At 37.2% G+C, this 19,294-nt stretch carries 10 protein-coding genes; 8 read left to right on the top strand and 2 right to left on the bottom strand.

What is annotated here, in order from left to right:
- Positions 1–150: 150 nt before the first annotated feature.
- Positions 151–1,353 carry an argininosuccinate synthase gene (locus NMG88_RS01800; protein ID WP_027249425.1) on the top strand — a complete coding sequence of 401 codons (1,203 nt, stop codon included), beginning with the start codon at positions 151–153 and terminating at the stop codon, positions 1,351–1,353.
- 189 nt (positions 1,354–1,542) lie between these two features.
- Here NMG88_RS01800 and NMG88_RS01795 read toward each other — a convergent pair whose 3' ends face one another.
- Positions 1,543–1,761: a hypothetical protein gene (locus NMG88_RS01795; protein ID WP_027249426.1), complete on the bottom strand. Its 219-nt coding sequence runs from the start codon at positions 1,759–1,761 to the stop codon at positions 1,543–1,545.
- A gap of 211 nt (positions 1,762–1,972) precedes the next feature.
- Here NMG88_RS01795 and NMG88_RS22445 point away from each other — a divergent pair, with 211 nt between their 5' ends.
- From NMG88_RS22445 to NMG88_RS01750, 7 genes are all read left to right on the top strand, one after another.
- The gene (locus NMG88_RS22445) at positions 1,973–3,172 is read left to right on the top strand and encodes a calcium-binding protein (protein ID WP_278047049.1); all 1,200 of its coding nucleotides are present in this window, start codon (positions 1,973–1,975) and stop codon (positions 3,170–3,172) included.
- Positions 3,173–3,416: 244 nt separating this feature from the next.
- The gene (locus NMG88_RS01775) at positions 3,417–8,549 is read left to right on the top strand and encodes a tetratricopeptide repeat protein (protein WP_254035052.1); all 5,133 of its coding nucleotides are present in this window, start codon (positions 3,417–3,419) and stop codon (positions 8,547–8,549) included.
- 32 nt (positions 8,550–8,581) lie between these two features.
- Positions 8,582–11,902 carry a tetratricopeptide repeat protein gene (locus NMG88_RS01770; protein ID WP_254035051.1) on the top strand — a complete coding sequence of 1,107 codons (3,321 nt, stop codon included), beginning with the start codon at positions 8,582–8,584 and terminating at the stop codon, positions 11,900–11,902.
- 42 nt (positions 11,903–11,944) lie between these two features.
- Positions 11,945–13,255, top strand: a complete 1,311-nt coding sequence (locus NMG88_RS01765) for a glycosyltransferase family 4 protein (RefSeq protein ID WP_254035050.1) — start codon at positions 11,945–11,947, stop codon at positions 13,253–13,255.
- A gap of 76 nt (positions 13,256–13,331) precedes the next feature.
- Positions 13,332–14,144 carry a sulfotransferase gene (locus NMG88_RS01760; protein WP_254035049.1) on the top strand — a complete coding sequence of 271 codons (813 nt, stop codon included), beginning with the start codon at positions 13,332–13,334 and terminating at the stop codon, positions 14,142–14,144.
- A 20-nt stretch (positions 14,145–14,164) separates the two neighbouring features.
- Positions 14,165–15,214, top strand: a complete 1,050-nt coding sequence (locus tag NMG88_RS01755) for a class I SAM-dependent methyltransferase (RefSeq protein WP_254035048.1) — start codon at positions 14,165–14,167, stop codon at positions 15,212–15,214.
- Between the two features lie 630 nt (positions 15,215–15,844).
- A complete protein-coding gene (locus NMG88_RS01750; RefSeq protein ID WP_254035047.1) occupies positions 15,845–18,304 on the top strand; it encodes a glycosyltransferase in 2,460 nt (819 codons plus the stop codon).
- Positions 18,305–18,318: 14 nt separating this feature from the next.
- Here NMG88_RS01750 and NMG88_RS01745 read toward each other — a convergent pair whose 3' ends face one another.
- A complete protein-coding gene (locus NMG88_RS01745) occupies positions 18,319–19,113 on the bottom strand; it encodes a hypothetical protein (protein ID WP_254035046.1) in 795 nt (264 codons plus the stop codon).
- Positions 19,114–19,294: the final 181 nt, after the last annotated feature.

Raw genomic sequence — 19,294 nt, 5'->3', positions numbered from 1 at the left:
TCACTATTATTATTAACTACTTACCCGAAAAAAATCCAGTCCCCTCCCCCTGAAAGTGGCCCCAACTCAAATATATAGAATTCCTGACATCAAAAGGGCATGAAAGGCGAGATAATGTAACATTTGGTTACTTGAGGAGAAATATTAATCATGGGTCGCGCTGAAAAAGTTGTGCTTGCTTATTCAGGTGGGGTGGATACCTCCGTTTGTATCCCCTACTTGAAAAATGAGTTTGGCGTCAAAGAAGTAATTACCCTGGCCGTAGACTTGGGACAAGGGGATGAATTAGGGCCTGTTCAACAAAAAGCCTTGGACTCTGGCGCCGTCGAGTCCCTGGTAATTAATGTCCAAGATAGATTTGTCAAAGACTATGCGTTTCCGGCCATTCAAGCCAATGCTTTGTACGAAAACCGTTATCCCCTGGCCACGGCCTTAGCCCGTCCGTTAATTGCTAAAACCTTAGTGGAAGTGGCCGAAAAATACGGAGCCGATGCTATTGCTCACGGTTGTACCGGAAAAGGTAACGACCAAGTGCGGTTTGACGTCTCCATTGGTGCGCTCAACCCGAAAATAAAAATTCTGGCCCCCGCCCGGGAATGGGGCATGAGTCGGGAAGAAACCATTGCCTACGGGGAAAAATTCGGCATTGCTTCCCCGGTGAAAAAATCCTCTCCCTACAGTTTAGATAGAAATTTGTTAGGAATTGCGATTGAAGCTGGGCCCTTAGAAGATCCTTGGACGGAGCCCCTGGAAGAAGTCTATGCGATCACCAAACCGATTTCTGAGACTCCTAACGAACCTGAATATATTGAAATTGGGTTTGAAACTGGAGTTCCGGTGAGTTTAAATGGTAAGGCAATGGACGGTGTTCAATTAATTGGAAAATTAAATGAAATTGCCGGAAATCATGGGGTTGGACGCCTGGACATGATTGAAAACCGTTTAGTCGGGATTAAATCAAGGGAAATTTATGAATCTCCGGCGATGATTGTGTTAATTAATGCTCACCGAGATTTAGAAAGTTTAACCTTAACCGCCGATGTGACTCGTTATAAACGGGGCATTGAAGAAACCTATAGCCAGTTGGTTTATAATGGCCTCTGGTATAGTCCGTTAAAAGCGGCTTTGGATGCCTTTATTCAACAAACTCAGGAACGGGTTTCGGGTGTTGTCCGAGTCAAATTATTTAAGGGAAATGCCACAATTGTCGGCCGGAAATCTGCCAATTCCCTCTATAGTTTGGACTTAGCAACCTACGGCTCCGAAGACGTTTTTGATCATAAAGCGGCGGAAGGTTTCATTTATGTCTGGGGTTTACCGACTCGTGTTTGGTCTGAGAAAATAAGAGACTAATAATCTGATTAGAAATCAAATTCATCCTAGGGGTGAGACGCACCTCGCCCCTACACAGCAATCTCGGTATTTTTTAAGATTAATAATCTTGATCATTGTTTTTTGACACTCCCACCCCTTTAGCGTAGCGTAGGGGTGGGATTCTCGTATCTAGCCCAATCAAATAAAGACAGTTGAATATACTCTTTTTTATTGTTTTTCACCGAGTTCGGGGGTGCGCCAAACACCCCATAATTTAAACCGGATGAATCCATTACATAAATTATTCTGCCCTCGGTCACATCCCAATCTTTTCTCTGTCTCAACTTCTGGAACATCCTCTGTTATCGACAGATAGGCATACCACTTATTTCTGTGTTTAATCAACTTAAAAGAACCCCACTTAAAAGTGCCTGCGTCGCGTTTCATTTAAGTCAGGACTTACGCAAAACAACCATATCTAGTAGGGGCGAACGGCCGTTAGCCCCTACAGATGGTGTATAATTGGGTATTCTGCGTAAGTCCTGTAAGTATAAAACAATACATAAATTTCCATTAAAAATTCAGTATTTTTACTGAAGACAAAGCAAAAAAAAATGGTTATAACTACAAAATAGGGCTTTGCATCTCAAACAAATTTATGTCAAATTTTATATTTCCAGTGGTAGCCACCAATCAGTCAATCTTGGCTGATTTGTCACAAAAAATTCAAGAAAACCAAACTCCTCCAGTCAGCCAGTTTCAGAGGGATGATGGGGGGTTAGAGATTATCGGTTCACTAAACCAGGGCAATGTATTTGCAGGCAGTACCGCCAATGATTTTGCCACGGGGGGCAATCAAGCTGATGCTGTTGATGGGGGTGATGGCAATGACATCATCCTGGGTTTAAAGGGAGATGACATTCTCCTCGGTGGTAAGGGGAGCGATAACATTTCTGCTGGCAAAGGAAATGACCTAGTTGGTGGTGGAAAAGGCGGTGACCTGATCTCCGGCGACGAAGGAGATGATACGCTCTTCGGGGAAGAGGGTAACGATATTATCTATGGCGGCAAAGGAAAGGATGCCCTGGATGGAGGGGCTGGAAATGATAACCTTTCTGGTGGAAGTGGTGACGATACCATTGTTGGCGGAGAAGGAGATGACCTGCTCTTTGGTGATCAAGGCAATGATACTCTTGACGGTGGGCCAGGGAAGGATACTCTCTATGGTGGAGAAGGGGACGACTCCCTAACCGGAGGATTGGATGATGATCTTCTGTTTGGTGGCAAAGGTAAGGATACCCTTTATGGTGGAAGTGGTGACGATACCATGGTTGGCGGAGAAGGAGATGACCTGCTCTTTGGCGATCAAGGCAATGATATTCTTGACGGTGGACTAGGGAAAGATATTCTTTCTGCTGGAGAAGGGGACGACTCCATGACCGGAGGACTGGATGATGATCTTCTGTTTGGTGGTCAAGGTAAGGATACCCTGATTGGCGGTGCGGGGGATGATCTCCTAACGGGTGGTAAGGGAAATGATACCTTTGTTTACGAAGGAGCTATCGATCAGTTAGGCCAAGATACATTAACTGATTTTAATGTTTCAGAAGATGCAATTGCCCTAAATTCCACGGATTTCTCAGCATTAGCTCCGGGTGTACCAGGTGCTTTAGCCAATGGAGAATTCCAAACTATTGCTAACTTCTCTGGAAATGCTGCGGATGCGGGAGATGCTAATTTAATCTACGACCCAGAAAGTGGTTTACTCTACTATATTGACAAACAAGGGATTACAACTCCTATGTTAGATATGGGTAAAAATTTAACCCTGAATAATGATAATTTTGATTTAATTTAGAACCCTAATAGTTATAGCAATCCTAAATAGGTTGTAACATTTCAATACTGATATGAAACGGCCAGAAGTATTACCCCAGATCCCTCCCCCCCCCGTGCACGGGGGGCTAGGGGGGGGCTGTTCCGGTGTTCCCTTTTGATCAGGGATTTTAAACACAACTCAAATAGGATTGCTATAGTACCCTCAAAATCTAAAAATAAATGTGCTTTTCTCGGATTTTTACAGTCTTGGTAACTTCATGCAAATGTCAGATTCTGAAGCAAGAAAATTAGCTGATAAGGCCTTATTTTACCAAAGTAAAGGACAACTAGATCAGGCTGTTTTATCTTATCAGCAGGCACTTAAAATTCGTCCTAACTGGCCGGAAGTTTATTATAATTTAGGGATTATTTTTGAACAACAACAGAACTTATCGGGGGCAGTTAGCTGCTACAAAAAAGCTATTTTACAAGCCGATAATTATGCCGAAGCCTATTATAATTTAGGAGTTATTTATCAAAAACAGGGTTTAATTGAAACAGCTATCAAGACTTATCAAAAAACAGTTATTCTTGCGCCTGAACTTATTCGCGCTTATAATAATTTAGGATGTTTGTGGTTAGAAATAGGAGAATATTCCCAAGCGATTGAAGTTTTTAAACAGGGGATTAATCTCAATCCAGATCAGGCAGAACTTTATAATAATTTAGGTCAGGCTTGTTTAAAAAATGGTAGTTTAGATGAGGCTATCGCCCATTATTTAAAAGCCATTAAATTAGAACCAAATTTAGTTAAAGCCTATCAAAATTTAGGGCAAGTATTTTATCAACAAAACTTATTTGCTGTCGCCCTACAATACTTTCAGCAAGGCTTAAAAATCCAACCAGACTCTGTTTCACTTTATAGTCAATGCGCGATCGCCTTTCTCGCCCAGAAAAACTATCCCGAAGCTACTATTTATCTGCAAAAAATTGTAGGATTAGAACAACCCTGGATCACCGCCTATTGTGCATGGACAGAACAGTTTAAGACTGAAGATATTATCGATCAAGCTACGGTGGCTTGTGGTCAATTTTTGCGAACATTACAACAGCAAAACCCTGATATTACTCAAGTTAAAAAATATTTAGCTCAAACCTATTTATATTTGGGGAATGCTTTTGTTGAATATCGCAACTATCAAAGTGCAGAACGTTATTATCAACTAGCAGTTGATATTGATCCTAAATTAGCTGAAACTTATATTCATTGGGGAGATTGTTTAGCCAAACAATGGCGTTTTAATGATGCAGCTTTACAATATCATCAAGCTTTAGGACAACACCCGCAGAATCCTGATTTTTACCAAAAAGTTAGTCAAGTTTTAGAAAAACAGCAACAAGTCGAACAGGGTAAATTAAAAGTTGTTTTAGTCAAAGATAGGGAACATCTGACACTTCCGATTTCTCTGCAAAATCCAGATTTATCACAGCCTAAATGTCAAGGATTAGATTGTCAATCCTGTTTAAAAAAACTCCGCCAATACTTTCGACCTCAGCATTTAGGATTAGGAATAGAACAGTATTTTCCCTTAGATGATTTACCAGATAAATTAACCGAAACTACCGTCACAATTATTCCTCAAGGACGGGTTTGGGTCGCCCCTAAAACCAGTTGGTGGAATGTGTGTAATGCGATCGCTATTTTCAATAAAGACAGGGAATTAATTCCCGAATTATCTCGATTTTATCCCACACCGTTACCCAACTGTAAAAATTATGATTGGAGTCAACATCAGATTTTTTCCCTAGCAGAAATTCCCCCCTTAAAAATCATTGAAAGACGAGTTGCTGTTTTATCAGGACTGTCGGGAAATGTCTATTTTCATTGGCTAGTTGATATTTTACCAAGAATTAAAATATTACCAGAAAATGGGATTGATTTAGATTCCATAGATTGGTTTTTAATTAATTCTACCCAACAACCTTTTCAACGGGAAACCTTAGAAAAAATTGGAATTCCTCGCCATAAAATTATAGAAACCGATCAAGTTTCTTATCTCCAAGCATCCAGCTTAATTGTTCCTTCCTATCCTGCTGCTGTCGGGTGGGTTGTCCCCCATACAATCAACTTTCTGCGAAGTCTGTTTTTAACCGATATTTCTCCACCAATAAAAACCTATCCCCCCCGAATTTATATTAGTCGTAATAAAGCCAGATATCGGCGACTTTTGAACGAACCAGAAATTTTAGACTATTTGAGTCAATGGGGATTTGTTTCTGTAGAGTTAGAAACCCTAACTGTTCAAGCACAGGCTAATTTATTTTCCCAGGCTGAAGTTATTATAGCACCTCATGGAGCCGGACTAACTAATTTAGTTTTTTGTCAACCCCATACCGTTGTCATTGAGTTAGTTTCTCCCCATTATCTGCGCCCTTATTATTGGCAAATTAGTCGGCAGTTAGGACTCCAACACTATTCTATCCAGGGGGAAACTTTGGAATGTGCTTTTTTGCAACAACTGATGTATCCCACGCCACTGTTTGAAGATATCCAAATTAATCTGAAATCTTTACAAAGATTGCTGCAAGTTTGTGATATCCTTAAAGATAAGGGTAAATCTTATAATTCCTCTGGTAAACCCAGAATAATTATGCCATCTTCTGTTGATCAGGTCACAACCTTAGCCAATAGGTTGCAAGAGGCTAAAAATCATTTAGCTCAAAACCACTTTGAGTCCGCGATTTTAGCCTGTCAAAAGGTATTGGAAACTGATGTTAATTGTGGGGAAGCCTACACGATTTTAGGCAACGTGCTACAACTTCAAGGGAAGTTTGAACAAGCTCACAACTCCTATAAAACCGCAATTCAGTTACAACCCGAATCCCCGGAACCTTTAGGAAATTTAGGGAGTTTGTATGCTAGAAAACAACAATGGGATTTAGCGGTTAAATATTATCAATTAGCGTTAAAATATAAACCTAATTGTGATAAACTTTATCGCAATTTAGCTAAGGTTTTAACAAAATTAAATCGCCCGGATGAAGCGACGGAGTGCTGGTATCATAGTTATCGGTTACAGCCGGAACAGGTAACAGCCCAGGAACATTTACAGTTAGGAAAAACCTTATTAGAACAGGGAAAAATTGAGTTGGCGATCGCTTGTTTTAACGATATTTTAAAATCAAATCCGAGTTGGAAACAGGCTCAAATAGAATTAGAGAAAGCTGAACAGGCGAAGATCAAATCCGATCAAGTTTCTGTTTCCAACCATAAAAAAATCAATTCATTTATTTCAGATCCAAAAATAACTCTTTTAGATGATCAAAAAATCTTACAACAGGCAGAACTAGATCTTAAAAACAATTTGTTAAAAGAGGCGATCAGCCAATGCCAGCAGGTAATTGCCCAATCTCCCAACCAAACTAAAGCCTACGAGATTTTAGGGAAAGCCTTAAATCAACTGGGCCGCTTAGATATGGCCGTCAGAGCCTATCGAAAATTGGTCAAACTCAGCCCTGAAGATGCGATCGCCCATACAAATTTAGGGAATTTATACGCTAAACAACGGCAATGGCCATCGGCAGTTCTCGCTTATCAAAGAGCGATCGCCATCAATCCTAACCTAGCCGTAGCCTATCGTAATTTGGCCCAAGTATTAGATCGGGTGGGAAAACAGGATATCGCCGTCGAATATTGGTATCAAGGATTTAGTCTGAAACCCGAAGCGGCGAAACCCAGCCAGCATTTAGCCTTGGGCCGTTTGTTACTCCGTCAGGGCAAACTCCTAGAAGCCGCCACCTGTTACCAACGGGCGATTCAGCTAGATCCAGACTGTACCGAAGCCTACCATAACTTAGGGGAAGTGTTAGCCACTCAAGGGCAGTGGGATCAGGCAATTGCCCACTATCAAAGAGCTTTAGAAATTAATCCCCAGGCCTTTGAAACCTACAATAGTTTAGGCAAGGCTTTAGTTGTCCAAGGTCGATGGCCAGAGGTTTTAACCTGTTATCATCGGGCTTTGGAATTGAATCCTCGATTATTAATGGCGGTGCAGAATCTCACCCAAGCCCTGATTCAAAGCAGTCATTCTTTACCTCATAGTGAGAAATCTGACCAGATATTGCACCTGTTAACAAAGAATTTTCTGCCCGGACAAACTCAGTTCGGCACATCCCTACCCAGACGGGAGTTACAAAACGGTAAAGTTGGGGAAACCTGGACAACAACCGCCGTATCCATTTCCCCATCCCTAGAGGAGTCGAGTCAGTATCAACAAGCTCGGACTAAGTTTAGGCAAGGGAACTATGAAAACTGTATCACTGACTGTGAGCAACTATTAGTTTCCTACCCCCGAGAGGTTGCGGTTTATTGGCTATTGGGGAAATCCTGGGCTGCCTTGGGGAATGGGGAAAAGGCCAAACAGTCCTATCAACAGGGAATTAAGCTACAACCCCAGCGCCCAGAAGGATATCTGGGCATAGGAGAACTTTACGCCCGGGAGAAAAACTGGAAACTAGCCATTGCTTGTTATCAAAAAGTGATTCAATTCCGGCCTTCTGCTCTGGTTTATCGAAGATTAAGCCAAGGGTGGCAAGCCCTAGGAAATCGGGAAAATGCCGAGGATTGTATGTATGAGGCTCTCCGTTTAGAACCAGATAGGGTTTCAGTACAGGACTGTTTGCAACTGGGGGATGCCCAGTGGGAACGGGGACAAAGAACCCAGGCGATCATTTGTTATGGTCAGGCCCTAGTCAGAGATCCCCATCTAGCGGTTCGCCATCCCCAGTTAGGGCAAAGGTTACGCGAACCCCAGTCCCAGGAATATCAAGAGTTAGAACCGTCTTTGACAAATCCGGCTATTGATGTTTATCCTAGGGGTAAACCTGGCTTAACTCAACAGGATCAAACGGAATTATGCTCACAAGCTGCTCGGAATTTGGAGTTAAGTCAGTGGGAAACTTGTATTCAGATTTGTCGTCAACTGATTCAGCAGGAGCCAGAACAGCCAGAAGCCTATAGGTTGATGGCCCAGGCTTTATACAATCAAGGAGAAATTGCCCCCGCCTTGGCTGTTTACGAACAACTGCGACAACTTCGGCCAGAAGATCCAGATGTCTACGGGATGTTAGGGGATATCTATGCAGAACAGAAGCAATGGGACGCTGCCACCGAATATTACCAAACGGCAGTTCAGTTAAACCCGAAATTGACTTCTGTTCAAGAAGCATTGGGGGATATCTGGTCACATCAAGGACAGTGTCAAAAGGCGATCACTTGTTATCAGCAAGTGCTGGAGAGGTCGCCGGAGTTATGGGAAGTGCATCATAAATTAGGTGATGTCCTCTGGCAACAGGGGGAACTAGAAGCGGCCGTTGAAGCCTATCAACAGGCTGCGGAGTTATCGAAAGTGCCTTAATTTAATCCTTCGTTTTGGGTAAAGTAATCATTATGGTTATTCAGCAACAACCCTCAAGTCTTTCTGATCGTCCCCAGGTGTCTTCTATGGTTAAAAGTCGTCGTCGCTCCGTTTCTCCGGCCGAACCTTCCTATCGGTTAGCCCAGGCTTTAGTTAAGCAGGAAAAATGGCAAGAAGCGATCGCAGCCTATCAGCAAGCATTAAGAATAACACCGAATTGGGTTGAGGTGCAACGGGAGTTAGGGGATTTGTTTCTGAAGTTGGAACGCTGGGATGAGGCTGTTCAGGTTTATGAAACGGCGATCGGCCTGCGGTCGGAGGGGGCTGAGGTCTATCATAATTTAGGGGATGCCTTGCTGAAGTTGCAGCGCTGGGAAGATGCGATCGCAGCCTATCAAAAAGCGATTGAATTGAATCCTGAGTTTTCTTGGTCTTATAATAATTTGGGGGATGGGTTGCGGGAGTTGCAACGCTGGGATCAGGCGGCGCAATCTTATCAGAAAGCGATTGAATTGAAACCAGATTTTGCTTTATCTCATCATAATTTAGGGGATATTTTAGTTAAAAAAGAAGATTGGAAAGGGGCGATCGCAGCTTATCAAAAAGCGGTTGATTTAGATCCGAATTTTGTTTGGTCATATTATAATTTAGCTGAGGTTTCTGTAAAATTAGATCAATGGGATGAAGCAGTTGAAGAATATCGGCAGGTCTTAAATATTAAACCTGATTTAACAGAAGTAGAAGAAAAATTAAATCAGGCATTGCATCAGCAAGTTAAAACCAGATTAGAAACAGCATTAAGTTATTATCGGAAGGCGATCGAAAACGATCCAACGGATGTTGAAAGTTATCAAAAGGCCTTAGAAATTAAGCCGGATGATGTTGATTTATATTTGGGATTAGGGAATGCTTGGCATCAGAAGATGGAGTACCAGAAAGCAAGGGATACTTATCAAAGGTTACTTCTAATTCAACCTGACTTAGAAGAAGCGCATAAAAACTTAGCTCAAATACTGATCACAATCGAAAACTCAGTATCAGAAACTATATCTGACTTGGATTCTTCCCAAAAAGTGAGTCCTATTCCTATCAATAATACTTCTCACAATAACTTAAATTCTGTTCAATCAATTTATTTAGGAAATGATACATTACTGCTGATCATTTCAGGGTGCATCAATTTTAAAGAAGATTTAAAGATATGGGTTAATGACCGACAAATTCAACAGATTAATTTTGAAAAAATTTTACAAGATCAAGACCAAATTTACTATACTTTTATTCTTTCTGATGTAAAGGCATTTCAAATAAGCAATGAACCATTTTTAATTAATATTCAAGATTTATCTGATTTTGAAATTTTATCAGAGGAAATATCCCCTCTCCCAAATGAACAGTTAATAGCTTTTTTAGATTCATTAGTTTTAAAAATTGAACTTAAAAAAATCTTATTGTTTTTTATAAATACCCTAGACAATTTGAAACTATCATCTAATCATGAATATTATCAAATAATAGCCAAATTACGACAACATCTTCCTCAATACCCAAAACTTACAATAGATTACGGATGTTGGTTATCACCTAATGTTGTTTATTTTGAAACTATAGTTGAAGGATGCTGGATTTTAGAAACGACTAAAATCTTACTATTAGCTAATGATATATGCCAAGTCACTCCAGCTCACTTTTTTCAAATATCTCCTGATAAGATAGCTGCTATAGCCATTTTTAACCAAGAAATTTATAATCAAAATTACCAATCATATGAGCTTATAGTAATTTTTGATCATCATCCTATCTTAATTGATGGTACAATTAGCCAAAAAGCTTACGGTCTTGAATTTATAGATTATTTAAACAGTCTTTCTGAACACCAAAGAATTTTAATTAGAGATACAATAAATTGGAGTTTGATCGAAGTTACTCCTAAATTTATTCAGAAAAAAGTGAGAAAAATTATTGATAAATTGCAATATTTTATAAAATTTAAGCCCACTTCTTTAATGGATTCTAACTTACCTGTTAATATTTTTATTGATCATTTTATTCCTATTGGATGTGAAGGTGTAGCTTTGTGGGGTTGGTTTCATGATTCTCATCATCATTTGGAAAGTATTGAAGTGTTTTCAGATTTAGGGTTTTCTATTGAAATTAATCGGAAAGATATATACAATTTTAATCGAACTGATGTGAATGAGTATATTGCTAAAACGCGCTATCAATCCTCTAATCATCCATTAGGATTCTGTGCATATATTAAAATTCCTGATGAAATACATCATAAACTTGACGGTTTAGCTGAATTGCATAGCTTTCGGTTCAAGTTTAAATTTAAAGGTAATATTGAAATCACTATTATTCCTGATGCTAAATATTACGATGTTTTTACATCTCGAAATATGATTTTGCAAATCGCTCCGCCCGATAAAATTACTGATGAAACTTTAGAAAAATGTCTGGGTGTAATAGCCTCTAAGTTACAGAGAATCTGTATGCAAAAAGTGGAAGCAAAAGAGTTTTCACAAATCAAGCCATCCCTTGAAAAACCTTTAGCATCTCTTATTATTCCTCTCTATAAACAATTAGATTTTGTTAAAGTTCAGTTAGCGACAATGGCAAATGATCAGGATATTCAGCAAGCTGAAATTATTTATGTCTTAGATTCTCCTGAGCAAGAACAAGAGGTTAAAAACTTATTACAAAATTACAACCTAATTTATGATTTACCCATTAAATTAGTTGTTATGGATTATAATAGTGGTTACGCATCAGCAAATAATATCGGTGCTATATATGCCGAAAGCGAATATTTAGTTTTAATGAATTCCGATGTATTTCCCAAAAGCAAAGGTTGGTTATCAAAAATGCTTAAATTCTATTCAGCTTATCCTCAAATTGGAGCATTGGCTCCTAAATTGATTTATGAGGATCAATCTTTGCAACACGCAGGAATGTTCTTTGAAAAAACAACTTTTCCTTTTTGGGTTACTGCTCACTACTATAAAGGTTTTCCTGACCGTTATCAACCAGCACAAAGGAGTCGCCGTGTTCCGGCTGTAACCGGGGCTTGCTTAATGATCAAAAAAGATCTTTATCAACAAATTGGAGGCTATACTACAGAGTATATTATTGGGGATTTTGAAGATTCAGATTTGTGTTTTAAATGTTCTGAATTGGGTTATGAAAGCTGGTATTTTGCTGAAGTAGAGCTTTATCATTTAGAGAGGCAGTCGATGGTACTAAATAATGATTTTTCTGGGACACTTTCTTGGCGTTATAATGCTTGGCTCCATCATCGTAAATGGCAGAGTCATATTGAAATTATTATGAAAAATATCTCCAATAACTAGCATACCAATTTCGATTAAAAACTTCACTATTTTCATTAAATCATGGTAAAATTATCAATAGAAAAAGTGCAATTTGGTTCTGAAACTCTTTCGGAAGCGCGAAAAAAGAAAATTTTAATTGTTGCTCATAATCATCCTCTATTTTTCCCAGGAGGTGCTGAGATTGTAGCTTATGACTTATTTAAAGCTATTGGTAAGGAGGAAAATGAATACCAACCGTTTTTTCTAGCTGCGACTGCTGGAGTGAGCCGAACAAGTCGTGAAGGTACACCCTTTCAAATGCTGGTTGATAGCCCTAATGAAGTTTTATTTTCGGGTGATAGTTATGACTACTTTTATCATTCTCAAAAGGTTTTGAAATTTATTTATAGTGATTTTAAAAGTTTTCTCCAACAACTTCAACCTGATATTATCCATTTTCATCATATTGTTAGAATCGGTTTAGAAGTTCTGCAAATTGCTCGTCAAGTTTTGCCAAATGTAAAAATTGTATATACTATTCATGAGTATCTCTTGATGTGTTACCGTGATGGTCAGATGGTACGCACACAGAATAATGAATTGTGTGAGTATGCTTCTCCAGATCGCTGTCACCAATGTTTTCCTGAGTTTTCTCCTCAGCAGTTTAAAATGCGGGAGGCTTTTATTAAAGCTCATTTAGAGTTGGTAGATATGTTTATCTCTCCGAGTCACTTTTTGGCAAACCGCTTTATCCAGTGGGGTATTCCCTCTGATAAAATGAGAGTCATAGAAAACGGTCGTCCAATTACAGAATCTGCACCCCATCGAGTATTAGTTGAAGGGGAAAAACGGAATGTATTTGGATATTTTGGCCAAATCAATCCCTATAAAGGGATACTGGTTATTTTAGAAGCTGTAAGATTTTTGGTTAAAAACAATTATCAAGACTTTCGGGTAGAAATTTTTGGTAATGTAGCTCTAGGTTTTCCAGATTTTGCAGATCAGTTTTTGGGATTTTTGCATGAATTTAAAGATTATGTCAATTATAATGGTCAGTATAAATTAGAAGAACTGAAAGAACTGATTCAACCCGTTGATTGGGTTATTGTCCCTTCAACTTGGTGGGAAAACTCTCCCCTTGTTATTCAAGAAGTTTTCATGCACAAAAGACCGATCATTTGTAGTAATATAGGAGGAATGGCTGAAAAGGTGGAAGATCAAGTGACTGGATTACATTTTCGAGTGGGCAACGCTGTCAGCTTGGCGAAAACTATGCAAAAAGCTAGTTCTGATGCGGAGTTATGGCAACAGCTAGTCAATCATATTAAACCTCGTTTATCAATTGAAGATTGTTTAAGGTACCATACTAGGTTGTATGATCACCTTTCGTGATGTAACAACTTAAATCAATAAACTTCCTTTTTTAAGTTTCCTAAAAATAAAAATTAACTATAGGAGAAAATTAAAAGTGGTAAAGCCGATTTTTGTTATTGGGTCAGGTCGTTCAGGAACAAGTATAATTACAGGTGCTTTAATAGAAGGGGGGGGGATCTATGGATACTTTGAAGGACATTTTCTCCCTCTAGTTTTGTTTTTGATGGAAAATATAGAAATGTATTATTTTTCTAAACAAGAATTGCTCATCTATGAGGAGCATATGATAACTCATATAAATCAAAATGATATTGAAAATGAGATATTAGAGATGTTCCGCCAACGCTGTGAAACTTTATGTCCTTATGAAATCTGGTTAGATAAGTCTCCCGACTCCGCCATGATTAAAGCTTTACCTTATTTGCTCAGAATATGGCCGGAGTCCCGCTTTATCTTTGCCAAGAGGAGAGGAATAGAAAATATCCAATCTCGCTTAAAAAAATTTCCCCATGTCTCTTTTGAAGATCACTGTATTTTTTGGGCAGACTGTATGGCATCTTGGTTAAATGTTAGGAAAATATTGAGTCCAACTTTGTACATAGAAGTCGAGCAGAGAGAGATCGCTCTTCATCCTCAAGTTATGGCTGAAAAGATCGGTAATTTTTTAGGACTAGAGCCAGAAAAAATTGCCAAAATAGAACATATATTTACCCATGAAAGACCCCAAAGTACCGGAGGAGTAGAAGAATCAAAGGCCCAAGATATAAAAGAAGTAGGTTGGACAGATGAACAAATTGAAATTTTTAGAAAGCATTGTGGGGAAGTGAGTGAAAAATTTGGATATAGCGAATCCTCATGCTATTATTTAGAAAATACAGCAGAATTGAAAAAAAACTTTAATTTATAAATTTTGGGGAGTAATATTTTATGCAAGGCTTTAATGATCTTTTATTATCCAAGAAAACTTGTGTCAAAGAAATAACATTTTCTGGAGATAAAACGGCTATCGACCACATTTTTCACCTGGAAAGCCCAAATATTCATAATCAAATTACTGAATTTGATGAGAAAATTTTTTTTACTGGTTGGATAATAGGCAAAAAGCAATCGGTAAAATTTATTAGATTTTGTACTTCAGAAAAAATCATAGAAGAAACTAAAGTTGAGCGCTCAAGGCCTGATGTTACCCTAAATTATCCTGATTTCCCTAATACGGAAATGTCTGGTTTTTTAGAGTCTCTTAAAATGGATGAACTATCTAATAATGGGGAAATTATTTTAGAAGCAATTTTCGACGATGGAACAATAGTTAAGATTGCCACTATCAAATATGAGAAATATTTATCTAAAGGTAGTTTACTATCAATAGCTAATAATATAGGAAATAATTGGATAGAAAGTCCTTACTACGAAAAAGCTGAAAAGAGTTTACAGGGTTTTTGGGATGAGAGTACCTGTTTTAAAAAACTTTTTAACCAATTAGACTTAACTCATGTTTTAGAGTTAGCTTGTGGTCATGGTCGTCATGGTGAAAAGCTGAGAGGTAAAGCCCAAAAATTAACCATGATGGATATAAATACATCCAATATTGAATTTTGCACCGAAAGATTCAAGAATGAAAAAAACTTTGAGGTTATAAAAAACAATGGAATTAATTTTCAGCCGATTCCCGATAACTCGGTCAGGTCAATTTTTTGCTATGACGCTATGGTTCACTTTGATCACAGGTGTGTTTTATCATATTTGCAGGACACCAAAAGAATACTTGTTCCCGGCGGATTAGCTCTCTACCATCATTCTAATTATCCAAATAATAATTTTAAGCATTATGGACAGAACCCTCATGCCAGAAATTATATGACTAAAGAATTATTTGCAGAATACGCTACTGGGTCGGGATTAATAATAAAAGAGCAAATTGTAATTAACTGGGGAGACGAAAAAGATTTGGATTGCATAACCTTAGTAGGGACATAAATCATGTATAGCGCTTTTCACTCTATCGGAATACACTATAATTCCTTTGGTCTTTGCCATTTAATGCTTAATATTAAACTTGTACCTTATTAGCTAGAAAACCGCTAAGTAGGTGGTCATAATTAAAGTTAAAATACTAAATGTTGTAAGTCCTTCAGGATAAGGGTTTTAGCTTTCGGTTTGTTGACGTTATTTATGCCCGCCTACTTATATATAACATATCTAGGCGTAATTAAAACTAACTAGGGGTTGCTAAATAAATCCAGAAGTCTTATGGGATAAGAATTATACTCATTTTTTCTTGAAAAAAGTGCAAGGTTATGGTGAATCAGTCACTCAAATACTTGTATTTTTCGTCTAAATGTCCCAAAATTTTGCCATGGCATATATCCTAATTTATTATTTAAGGGTTGTTTCCGGTCACTATTGCCATCATAAGACTTTTTTCAGCAAGCCCTAACTATATTGTGATATTTAAATATTACACTAATCTACTTAACTAACTAAAGAATTAATAGATAGCTATAATTTAAACTAAATAGATAAAGTACATGATTTTAAAAACAAGTTAGTTAGTAATTCAAAAATTTTATCAGTGAGAATTTATGTTAGTTTTAAAAATTTTACAATATGGAAACTTGGGAATACTATTTAGAACAAGCCAAATCTTTCTACAAAGATCAACATTGGGAAAAAGCGATCAGCCTTTACCAAAAAGCCCTGGAACTCAACCCTAATATCCCAGGAATTCATCAAAAAATAGGGAACCTTTTCCAAAAGCAAGCCAAAACAGAACGCTCCCACCTTCTTAACCTTTATCAACAGAAAATCCAGCAAAATCCTGATGATTTACAAACCTACTATCAATCTTTAGATATCTCTCCTAATGATGCCGATCTTTACCTTGAATTAGCCAAAGCTCTGACTAAAAAAGGACACTTTGATCAAGCTCAACTTGCCTATCAAAAAGTTCTGCAACTACAACCAGATCATCCAGAATTACAGGGTTTTCACTCTATTCAAAATAAGGATATTAAACCCAACTTAATATCACTCACAAAATCCTCCCTCCAACTTGACCAAGCAAAACAAGCAGTTGATACCCTCAACCAAATTACCCTTGATAGCTTTCTCAATACTGGCTCTCAACTGCATTTCCCAACTATTGAACATCCAGAAATTAGTATTATTATTATTCTCTATAATCGAGCGGAACTGACTTTAAGCTGTTTATCTTCTATTCTCATAAATCCTTTTAAATCTTTTGAGTTAATATTAGTCGATAATAATTCTACTGATGCAACTCGCCAACTTTTAAAACAGATTAATGGTGCAAAAATTATCCTTAATGAGCAAAATATTCATTATCTTTTTGCCTGTAATCAAGCCAGCAAAATTGCTCAAGGAAATTATCTCTTATTTTTAAATAATGATGCTCAAATTTTAGGAGATAGTATTTCTTCGGCTTTTAATACAATTAAATCCTCAAAGGATATTGGCGCAGTGGGTGGAAAATTAATTCTCCCCGATGGAACTTTGCAAGAAGCAGGTAGTATTATCTGGCAAGATGGAACTTGTTTAGGATATGGACGGGGAGATTCACCTAATGCACCTCAATATCTATTTAAACGTGCTGTTGATTATTGTTCTGCGGCTTTTCTATTAACCCGACGGGATTTATTTTTACAGTTGGGTGGGTTTGATCAAGATTATCAACCTGCTTATTATGAAGAAACCGACTATTGTATTCGACTACAAAAAATAGGCAAAAAAATTATTTATGATCCTAATGTTAATATTCTCCATTATGAGTTTGCTAGTTCTAGTAATACGGGTTCAAGTGATCATGCGATCGCCCTCATGGAAAAAAATCAGCAACTTTTAAAAGAAAAACACAAAGACTGGTTTAAATCTCAATATCCCTCCGATCTCAAAAACCTAATATTTGCTCGAACTCAAGCTAGAGAAAAACAAAAACGCCTATTATATATTGATGATAGAATCCCTCATCCTTGGGTCGGTTCAGGCTATACTCGCAGTCATTCTATTCTGTCTCATCTTGTTAAATTAGACTATGCTATTACCCTTTATCCTGGGGATTTGTATTATCTCGAAGATTGGTCAATGATTTATGCTGATATTCCCCAAACTGTCGAAGTTATGCGAGGATATGGGTTGGTAATGTTAGAAGATTTTCTCAGAGAACGCCAAGGATATTATGATCTAGTTTTTGTTAGTCGTCCCCATAATATTAAACATTTAAACTCCATTTTAGTTAAAGAAAATTTCCTAAATTCAGCAAAAATTATTTATGACGCAGAAGCAATTTTTAGCATCCGAGATTATGAATATAAACGTTTAAATAAAATTGATTTTACTGAAGAAGAACGTCAAAAAGCTATTACAGAGGAAATTAAACTAGCTAAAAATAGCCATCATATTATTACTGTTTCTCCCCAAGAAAAACAACAATTTATTCAACATGGCTACACAAACGTTAGCATTTTAGGTCATACTCTTTCGCTTTATCCCACACCTAAACCCTTTGCGGAACGGCAAAATTTAATATTTGTGGGTTCAATTTATGAACTAGAATCTCCTAATGCTGATTCATTGTTGTGGCTAACCCATGAAATCTTTCCCTTGATTCAAAATCAACTTGATCAGACAATTGAACTTATAATTATTGGTAATAATACCGTCGAAGAAATTAAACAAAAAATTAATAATTTAAACAATTCATCAATCAAATTATTAGGAAAAGTTGATGATTTAACACCTTTCTATAATCAAGCTCGATTATTTCTAGCCCCAACCCGATACGCAGCCGGAATTCCCCATAAAGTTCATGAAGCCGCAGCTTATGGTTTACCCATTGTTACCACATCCTTAATTGCTCAACAGTTAGGATGGAACCCGGAAATAGAATTATTAGTTGCGGATAATCCTGTAAATTTTGCTCAACAATGCGTCAAACTTTATCAAGATTCAACCCGGTGGAATCAACTCAGAAAAAATGCCCTGAAGCGAGTAAAAACTGAATGTTCTCCTCAAATATTTTCAGAAAAATTGGGTTCTATTTTTAATTAAAAAAGTCAAAAAAATTAAACTTTAAGATACTTAATTCGGCTAATGGGTACTATTTTTTGACTATCTTTAAAAATAGCTTGTAATTGTAGTTCACCCTGATCAGGTAAATCTTTTATATCTAAGTAAATACTGAATCCCCAAAGATGAGTGGTTGACTGAAGACAATGAAAGCTAGTTACATCGGGACGAGGTACTATTAAGGGAACTTCACTTAAAACTTTTTTATCAATTAATCTGATCGTCACTGACTGACTTTTTTTGGGAACGAACCAACCCGCAATCCACAATTTTGACTGTTTAATTTTATCTCCTTTTTTTGGGCGGTCAATATAAGTTCCTAAAATTTCATCAGTCGATTCTGGAATTAGATTAATAATAGATAAAATTTTAATATCGTTAAGACCAAAAAATATTTTTTGTATTAACCGAATTAATGAAAAACAAAAATAAAGTATCCAGCTATTTTCAAATTGAAATAGTTTTGAGAAGAAAATGTTTTTTATAGAGTAGATATCTTGAAATCTATCTGTTTTTTTTAAAGCAATTAGAACAATAATCCGCTTTCTTTTTAATTCAATATCTGTTGTCCAAAATTTAAGAGATTGTTCACTCACCTCTTGCTTAAGATAAGCTTTATAAGCTGCACGGACAAACTCTTCATTGTTAAATTTCTCCGTAATTCGTAAAAAATCTTGATCACTCACATCCATTGGATTGAGATTTGAAACTAAAGTAAACTGTTCAGAACTAATTGGGTAAATTTCTTTGAAATTTCTTTGAAAAAATTCGCTTAAATCTTTTTCATTCATAACAAATTTAAAGTTTTGAGTCTAAATTACATAAAAATTTTCAAAGTCTTTTATCCTTAATAATTCAATGGTTTGTTGCAACCATAAGTAATCGTCGCTTTGATACAATTCTTGAAGTTTGTTTTTAGTTGAAATTGTCATATTTTTTATTATTCCTATAAATTGTCACTAATTATTTGCG

Origin of the sequence: Planktothrix agardhii, from assembly GCF_904830935.1 — a bacterium.
Classification (GTDB): Bacteria; Cyanobacteriota; Cyanobacteriia; order Cyanobacteriales; family Microcoleaceae; genus Planktothrix; species Planktothrix agardhii.
Note: the sequence above shows the minus strand (reverse complement) of the source record. Positions and strands in the feature narration are given on the sequence as shown.

Coding starts and splice junctions, on each gene's coding strand:
- NMG88_RS01800 (WP_027249425.1), top strand. CDS start 151: ATGGGTCGCGCTGAAAAAGTTGTGCTTGCTTATTCAGGTGGGGTGGAT.
- NMG88_RS01765 (WP_254035050.1), top strand. CDS start 11,945: ATGGTAAAATTATCAATAGAAAAAGTGCAATTTGGTTCTGAAACTCTT.
- NMG88_RS01745 (WP_254035046.1), bottom strand. CDS start 19,113: ATGAATGAAAAAGATTTAAGCGAATTTTTTCAAAGAAATTTCAAAGAA.
- NMG88_RS01755 (WP_254035048.1), top strand. CDS start 14,165: ATGCAAGGCTTTAATGATCTTTTATTATCCAAGAAAACTTGTGTCAAA.
- NMG88_RS22445 (WP_278047049.1), top strand. CDS start 1,973: ATGTCAAATTTTATATTTCCAGTGGTAGCCACCAATCAGTCAATCTTG.
- NMG88_RS01775 (WP_254035052.1), top strand. CDS start 3,417: ATGTCAGATTCTGAAGCAAGAAAATTAGCTGATAAGGCCTTATTTTAC.
- NMG88_RS01795 (WP_027249426.1), bottom strand. CDS start 1,761: ATGAAACGCGACGCAGGCACTTTTAAGTGGGGTTCTTTTAAGTTGATT.
- NMG88_RS01770 (WP_254035051.1), top strand. CDS start 8,582: ATGGTTATTCAGCAACAACCCTCAAGTCTTTCTGATCGTCCCCAGGTG.
- NMG88_RS01750 (WP_254035047.1), top strand. CDS start 15,845: ATGGAAACTTGGGAATACTATTTAGAACAAGCCAAATCTTTCTACAAA.